The organism is Natronospira sp. (assembly GCF_007134575.1).
Lineage (GTDB): Bacteria > Pseudomonadota > Gammaproteobacteria > Natronospirales > Natronospiraceae > Natronospira > Natronospira elongata.
The window spans coordinates 1-7744 of the sequence record NZ_SLKM01000173.1; the positions used below are offsets into that span (position 1 = coordinate 1).

The 7744-nt window shown below is 61.4% G+C and carries 6 protein-coding genes; 2 read left to right on the plus strand and 4 right to left on the minus strand.

From position 1 onward, the window contains the following. From ACJWXQ_RS06780 to ACJWXQ_RS06795, 4 genes are all read right to left on the minus strand, one after another. A partial coding sequence (locus ACJWXQ_RS06780) for a Fic family protein (protein WP_406672438.1) occupies window positions 1-678 on the minus strand: 678 nt, incomplete at its 3' end. A gap of 144 nt (window positions 679-822) precedes the next feature. Beyond that, window positions 823-1386, minus strand: a complete 564-nt coding sequence (locus ACJWXQ_RS06785; protein ID WP_346049982.1) for a cyclin-dependent kinase inhibitor 3 family protein — start codon at window positions 1384-1386, stop codon at window positions 823-825. 65 nt (window positions 1387-1451) lie between these two features. Next, window positions 1452-1640: a hypothetical protein gene (locus ACJWXQ_RS06790; protein WP_346049980.1), complete on the minus strand. Its 189-nt coding sequence runs from the start codon at window positions 1638-1640 to the stop codon at window positions 1452-1454. A gap of 192 nt (window positions 1641-1832) precedes the next feature. Continuing rightward, the gene (locus ACJWXQ_RS06795) at window positions 1833-2489 is read right to left on the minus strand and encodes a hypothetical protein (protein ID WP_346049978.1); all 657 of its coding nucleotides are present in this window, start codon (window positions 2487-2489) and stop codon (window positions 1833-1835) included. Window positions 2490-2743: 254 nt separating this feature from the next. Between ACJWXQ_RS06795 and recC the strand changes: the two genes are divergently transcribed. Continuing rightward, the gene (gene recC / locus ACJWXQ_RS06800; protein WP_406672439.1) at window positions 2744-6238 is read left to right on the plus strand and encodes an exodeoxyribonuclease V subunit gamma; all 3495 of its coding nucleotides are present in this window, start codon (window positions 2744-2746) and stop codon (window positions 6236-6238) included. Then, a partial coding sequence (locus tag ACJWXQ_RS06805; RefSeq protein ID WP_406672440.1) for a UvrD-helicase domain-containing protein occupies window positions 6235-7744 on the plus strand: 1510 nt, incomplete at its 3' end. The genes recC and ACJWXQ_RS06805, both read left to right, overlap by 4 nt.

The following is a 7744-nucleotide window of genomic DNA, read 5'->3' on the forward strand; positions in this document are numbered from 1 at the left end:
GTGATCCCGGATAAAGTGCTTGTGCTGCTGCAGAAGCTGGCCAATGGCTTCCACCAACCCAGTGGTGTGCCGGGCGGTCACATCGATACCCCGCAAGAGGTAGAGCAACCAGCTGTCCCACTCGCCGGTTTCCCGCACCTTTTGCAACTCAGCGTAATAGTCTGGCTTGGTTTGGTTGATGTAACGGCTGAGGTAAAGAATGGGTGTATCCAACAACCCCTCACGGACGAGGAACAGGATGTTGATAATCCGTCCAGTGCGGCCGTTACCGTCATAAAAGGGGTGAATGGTCTCAAACTGGTGGTGCGCCACCGCCATGCGCACCAACGGATCTTCCGGGCCATCCGCATGCAGATATCGCTCCAGATCAGCCATCAGATCGGGAACCCGGTCCGGACTGGGTGGTTGGTAAACCACTTCGCCAGTCTGCTCATGCTTTAGGACGGTACCGGGTGTTCTGCGAAAGCCGGCATCGTTACCCTCCAGAACGGCCTGGACCTCAAGAATCGTATTCAGTGTGAGCAGCCCGGTATCGCGCACTGCCCGGAAACCGATGTCTAGGCCATCGGCATATCGGGCCACTTCCTTGCTGGACGGATCTACGGACGAAGGCTGAAGTTGGTAGCGATAGAGCGCATCCTGGGTGGTGATGATATTTTCGATCTCAGAACTGCTCAAAATACCGGTTTTTTGAGCAGATTCCAGATTAACTTCTCAGATTTTGATGGTTTTGAACAGTAACCAAACGAAATTTGGCCGAACTGACTGTATGCGGGGCATTCCTGCCCCGATGGGCTTCGGGCTGGCCTTTCGCGACCGGGCCTAGCAGACCTGGCGGATACGGCGGGCGTGACGTTTGAGCCAGTCGAGCTGGATCTGGGTTTCGATGGCGCCGCGGCGGGCTTCACGGACCTGGCTGACGGCTTCCTTGGGGTTGAGGCCGGCTTCGATCAACAGCGTGGTGGCGATGGTGCCGGCGCGACCCAGGCCGCCCATGCAGTGGACGAGAATCCGTCCGTCATTGATGAGAATATCGTGCAATTCTGGCCCTATCTCGGGCCATTGCTGCTCGAAACGATGATCCGGCGGATGGCGGTCGACGATGGGCAGGTGGTGCCATTGCATCCCACGAGCACGTACTTCCTCGGGCAGTCGCTCGACGCGCAGGCGCTCGAATTCGTGATCTTCAATCAGGGTCAGGACGTGGCTGGCGCCCCAGCCACGGACACGGTCCAGGTCGAGGCTGAGGTTGCGGCACCAGGCGCCGGACTTGCCGTCTGGCTGGTACTTGCCGGGGCAAAGCGTGAGCCCGATCCTGCCAGTGCTGCTGGGGTATTCGATGCTGTCGATGCGGAGTGGATGGGTGAGACTCGTTCTATAGGTCATGGAGGCTCCTTTTGGGGGTGAGCGTCCATTATCGACCACGCATGCGACATCAAATGTCGCGGAAACTATTTTAGCTTGCTTGCACGGATGGTCTGGACTCTGGGGCGATGCCCCGGTGCCTGGGGCGGGAGGACGCAGCGGTAGCGGGTAGCGCCGGTCCGGCCGTCGTGGACGCGGTAGAGAATGTGGACCTTTTCGCCAGTGCTGGCCAGGGTGGCCTGGGTGCCGATTTCGAATTCGCTGTGCTTGTTCATGGGGTGCTCCCTGCGTTCGACTGGATTGCCATGCAGAAAAGGGGGATGCACCCCACCGCTTCCCTGTCAGTGCCAAAGGCCCAACCGGGTGGAGTGCATCTCAGAATCCAGTTTGGAGGCAGGTAGCGACAAGCGGTGTCGCAACGAAGTCGGGGCAGGAATGCCCCTCCCACACCAGTGCTTGTGGATCGGTCAGGACTGGCGGACGGGGTAGCAGGCTTCGCCCCAGTGTTTGTCGGCGTTGTCCATCATGATTTCGATGATGGCGGGGACCAGGTCGCCGAGGATGCGGTTGGCGTCGCTGAGTTGCTGGCGGTTGACCTGGCTGTTCCAGGTGGCGCCGCCGTGGATGAGCTGGTTTCTCAATGTATAAAGCCGGCTGAAGACGATGCCGAGGACCTTGGCGGTGTTCTGGCTGGCCAGGGATTTCTGGGCGGCGGTGCGGGCTCGCTGGAACTGGTCTTCCCAGTCGGCACCACTTTCCAGGCCATTGAGGTGGTCCCAGTAGGGCTGGAAGACGAACTGGTTGTCCAGAAGGACGCGGATGGCCTGGGGGTATTGCTGCCAGACAATGCCGGATAGGCGCCCTGCCCCGTCGAGCTTGTCCATGCGGGCGAGGAAGTCGTTGAACTGGCGGGCCTCGCCGATGTGCTGGTCGCCGGTCTCATTGGCGTAGGCGGCGTTGAAGGCGATCCAGAGAAAGATGAAGCGCCCGTCCGGGTCATCTTCACACTGCTCGGCGCGGTTGAGCCAGCTGAGGGCGCGGTGGACGCGCAGGCTGAGGTGCTCGGGGTAGTTTTCGCGTTCGGCGCGCTGGCGTTGCTTGAGAGTGGCGAAGTCCTTTGCCATGTTTTTGCCTCCGGGCGATGTTCCTTGCTCTCTCTAGTCTTAAGGAGCCGGGGTGTTACGACTGGGCCTGCTCTTTGCTCGGCGGACCGTTGATCTTGCTCCTTGGGCAAGAGGCTTGGGTAAGCGACACAATCTGTCGCATTGATGCGTAGAATTGCTCTCCATTGGAGGCCCAAGGTTTAATGGGCCATTCCAGCTGCAGGGCTAGCCTTGGTCTGGCCCTGCCGTAAGGATACAGTGAACTGGAGTTTTCCGTGAGCCAGCCGCTCTCCGAGCAATCCGAACAGTCCATTCAGCCGGGTTTTGCCGTCCTACATGGCAATCGCCTGGAAGACCTGACCGAAGCCACGGTCGATTGGCTGCGCCAGACCCCATTGGCGCCGCTGGAGAATGAGGTCTTTCTGGTCCAGTCCAATGGCATGGCCCAGTGGCTGAAGCTGGCCCTGGCGTCGGAGGCGGCCGGGGAGGCGCCGGGGCTGGGTATTTCCGCGGCCCATCGCTTTGAATTGCCCCAGTCCTTTCTGTGGCGGGCCTACCGGGCGGTGTTGGGCGATGAGCGAGTGCCGGAGGCCTCGCCCTTTGAGAAGACCCGCCTGCAATGGCGGCTGTTTCGGCTACTGCCCTCGCTGCTGGAGGCAGAGCCCGAGGTTTATCGACCGCTGGCGAATTTCCTCGCCAAGGGGGATTCGCTGCGCAAGCGCTACCAACTGGCCCGGCACCTGGCGGATATCTATGACCAATACCAGGTCTATCGGGCCGACTGGTTGAGTGACTGGCTGGCAGGCGAGGATCAACTGCGCCGCGCCAATGGCGAACCGTCACCCCTCCCCGAGGGCCAGAGCTGGCAGCCCGCGCTCTGGCGGGCCCTGCATGAAGATATTGGTGCGCCCTTTAACCAGGCGTCGCGCGCCGGTATCCACCGGGATTTCGTCGCGGCCCTGGACAAGGGTGAGGCCCACGGCCTGCCCCGGCGCATCGTGGTGTTCGGGATTACCTCCCTGCCCCAGCAGGTGCTGGAAGCGCTGCATGCCCTCTCCCGCCATTGCCAGATCCTGATGCTGGTGCAAAACCCCTGTCAGCATTTCTGGGCGGATATCGTCGAGGACCGGGAGCTTCTGACGCTGAAACAAAGCCGCCACCGCAAGAAGGCCGGCAGCCCCGGCCATCCCCTGCTGGCGGCCTGGGGCAAGCAGGGCCGTGATTACATCGGCCTGCTCTACGACTATGACCTGCCGGAAAAGTACCGGGAGTGGTTCAACAGCATCGACCTCTTCGTGCCGGTGGTCGAGAAAGATGCCTCCGATTCCCTTCTCCAGCAGATCCAGCAGGATATCTTCGATCTCAATCCGCTGCCTACCGAGAAGCGCACACTGGGCGAGGATAACTCCATCCGTTTCCACCGGGCCCACAGCCCGCAGCGGGAAGTGGAGATTCTGCATGACCGCTTGCTGCATGCCTTTCAGCAGGCAGACAAGGCCGGCAAACCCTTGCGACCCAGGGATGTGATCGTGATGGTCCCGGACATTGAAAGCTACGCGCCTTACATCGAGGCGGTGTTCGGCAGCCTGGATGAGAATGACCCGCGCTACATCCCCTACACCATCGGTGACCGCCGCCAGCGCCATGGCACACCCCTAGCGGTGGCCCTGGAACATTTAATGGACCTGCCCAACTGGCGCTTTACCCTAGGCGATGTGCTGGATCTTTTGGATGTGCCGGCCATTCAACGGCGTTTTGGTCTGCGTGATGAAGACCTGCCGCCCCTGCGCCAGTGGATTCGTGATGCCGGGATCCGCTGGGGCATGGATGCCGAGCAGCGCCAAAGCCTGGACCTGGAAGTGGATTTCGAGGCCAACAGCTGGCGCTTCGGGCTACGGCGCATGCTACTGGGCTATGCCGTTGGCCGGGGCGAGGCCTGGCAGGACATCGAGCCCTACCCGGAGATCGGCGGCCTGGACGCCGAACGCCTGGGGCGGTTGCGGGCCCTGCTGGATCCCCTGGAAGCCCAGTGGCAGACCCTGAGCCAGGACGGCACGCCTGCCGAGTGGGCCGATCGCCTGGCCGGTCTGCTGCAAGACCTGTTTGATTTGCGTGATGCCGAGGAACTGCAACTCGAGGCCCGCCTGCTGGAGGCCATGAGCGAGTGGCGGGCCGCATGCGAGGATGCCGGTTTCGATGACGCCATTCCCCTGGGCATTGCCCGCGAAGCCTGGCTGGCGCCGCTGGAGGATGAGGGCCCCGCGCAGCGCTTCCTGGCCGGGCGGGTGAATATCTGCACCCTGATGCCCATGCGCTCCATTCCCTTCCGGGTGGTGTGTCTGTTGGGCATGAATGATGGTGACTATCCCCGTAGCCGCCCGCCACTGGATTTCGATCTCATGAACCAGCGCGGCGAGTACCGACCGGGGGACCGCTCGCGTCGGGAAGATGATCGTTATCTTTTTCTCGAAGCCCTGCTCTCGGCCCGCGAACAGCTGCATATCAGCTGGGTGGGCCGCAGCATTCGCGACAATGAACCCCGCCCGCCCTCGGTGCTGGTGAGCCAACTGCGTGATCACATCCATCATGGCTGGACACTGGATGAGGCCCTTAAGAACGAAGAAAAGCCAAAGACGGTGGTGGAGTCGCTGACCGTGGATCATCCACTGCAGGGCTTCAGCCCCCGCTACGGTGATGACGAGGCGCTGTTCACTTACAGCCGGGAATGGGCATATTCAGAATCGCTGCCGGCAGAAGCCGATGACCAGCCTCTGTCCCTGCCCGATCTGGAACAGCCGGTGGTGCTGCGCGTCTCCGATCTGATGCGCTTTCTCAAGGATGCCCCGGCGCATTTCTTCCGGGAACGGCTGAAGCTGCGCTTTGATGATGAATCCGAAACCCGGGATGAGCATGAACCGTTCACGGTGGCCGGGCTGGATCAATACACCCTGGCCAACCAGTTGCTCGAACCGGTGCGCCAAACAGCGGGCGGGGACACAGGTGCCTTGATCGAGGCCACTGGGCATCGCCTGTTACGCAGCGGCCAGTTGCCTGTGGGCAGTTTCGGTGAACTGAATCTGGAACAACAGAGCCGCCAGGCCATGGCCGCCGCCGAACGCTGGCAAGACCATACCACCCGATGGCCGCAGGCTGCCTCGGCGTTGGAAATCCAGCTTGAGTTCAAGATTGGCGACCAGTCCCTGCGCCTGGAAGACTGGATCAGTGATCTGCGCTGCGCTGACAAGACAAGCCACCTGGCTCGCCTGACCCTCAAGGGTGGGCCCATCAGCAAGGACGGCACGCCCCGCTACAACCGTCTGTTGGAAGACTGGGTAATCCATCTGGCGGTCTCCGCCCAGGGGCAGGCCCTTGAAACCTGGGCCATAGCCTCGGACACCGAATACCAATTCAAACCCGTATCGGCAGAACAGGCCAGCGCCTGGCTTGAGACCATGATGGCCGGCTGGCTGGAAGGGCTGTGCCAGCCGCTGCCCTTGCCGGTCCGCACGACCTTCCACTGGCTGGACAATCACCCGGACGATGAACCGAGCGCCGAGAAACTGGCCAGCCAGTATGAAAGTGACTTCAACACGGGCGAGGTGGATTACGGCGGCAATGCCGCACTCAAACGAGCCTTCCCGGATGCGGCTTCATTGCTGCTGCCCATGAAGGACGAACAAACGGCCTTTGCCTGGTGGTCGCAGGCACTTTATCAGCCACTGATTGAAGCCCTGCAAGTGGATCAGACCAAGGAAGGGGACAAGGCATGAGCAAGAACACGCTGGATCCATTGACGATCACGCTCACGGGCCGTCACCTGATTGAGGCCAGCGCCGGCACGGGCAAGACCTATACCCTGACGGCCCTGTATGTGCGTCTGATTCTGGGCCACGCTGGCCCGAATGAAGCCGAGCGCACCCCCCTGCTGCCGCCGGAGATCCTGGTGGTGACCTTCACCGAAGCGGCGACCAAGGAGCTGCGTGACCGGATCCGCTCTCGCCTGTCTGAAGCGGCCGATTGTTTTCTTGGCCGTGCCGAGCCGGATGCCAAGGATCAGTTTCTGAACGGACTCCTGGATGCCTATTCAGATAAGAAACAGCGCCAGGAAAACGGCGAACATCTGCAGGCCGCCGCCGAATGGATGGATGAGGCGGCCATCTACACCATTCATGGTTTCTGCAATCGCATGCTGCGCCAGCATGCCTTTGACTCGGGCAGCCCCTTTGACCTGGAACTGACCCAGGAACAGGACCGCCTCACCCGCCTGGCGATTGAAGACTACTGGCGCCAGCATTTCTATGGCATGAACCGGGCCGAGCTGGAAGGCCTCAGCGTGGTGCTGCATGGCGAACCGGTCGAGGGCCAGGCCGTGAAAGCCGCCGATGTGACGTCTTTCGCCGACACCCTGAGCAAGGCCATCGGTCATTCCTCGAAACTGGATCACAGCGTACCCGCGGATCTTTTCGAGCAGATCAAACGCGACAGCACCGCCTGGCAAGACGCCATGGCCGGCTTCCGTTCGGCGGTTGAGAATCACTTGGGAGCATTCAATGAGGCGCTGGAAGCGGCCTGGAAGCAAAAATCTCTCAAGACGGGTTCTCGCCCCACGGCGGGCACCTGGCGTGGAAAGGTGTTGCCGGCATTGAAAGAATGGGTTGCGCAGCCGGCGCTGGCCTCCCCTCCCTGTGACCGAAGCCCCTGGAACGAGCTGACCCGGGAAACCCTGGAAAAGGCCACTCGAAAAGGGGCCGAGACCCCGGCCGAGATTCTGGACAGCCCCATCGTCGCGGCGGCCGAGCGGCTGGTGGAATGCACAGGGCAGTTGCAGGCGGCTCGTAATCCCCTGCTGGCCCATGCCTGTGCCTGGATCGAGACACGGCTGAAGCATTTCAAGCAGCAGCAATCGGTCATCGGCTTTGATGACATGCTGGAGGATCTGCACACGGCCCTGAATGCAGAGAATGGCAGCCAGCTCGCCCACACCATTCGCCAGCAGTTCCCGGTAGCCCTGATCGACGAGTTTCAGGACACCGACCCGGTCCAGTACGAGATCTTCAAGGCGGTGTATGGAAAGGAAAGCGGTACCGATGATGGCAGCTGGTTTCTGATCGGTGATCCCAAGCAGGCCATCTACTCCTTCCGCGGGGCGGATCTGGAGACCTACCTGAAAGCGCGCGAGGAATCGGTGGATGCCATCCATACCCTGGGCCGGAACTTTCGCTCCAGCCAGGCCATGGTGGAATCGGTCAATCAGCTGTTCACCCATGCCGGCGATA

Excerpts from the sequence above, each read along its gene's own strand:
- ACJWXQ_RS06790 (WP_346049980.1), bottom strand. The coding sequence starts at position 1,640 with ATGAACAAGCACAGCGAATTCGAAATCGGCACCCAGGCCACCCTGGCC.
- ACJWXQ_RS06785 (WP_346049982.1), bottom strand. The coding sequence starts at position 1,386 with ATGACCTATAGAACGAGTCTCACCCATCCACTCCGCATCGACAGCATC.
- ACJWXQ_RS06795 (WP_346049978.1), bottom strand. The coding sequence starts at position 2,489 with ATGGCAAAGGACTTCGCCACTCTCAAGCAACGCCAGCGCGCCGAACGC.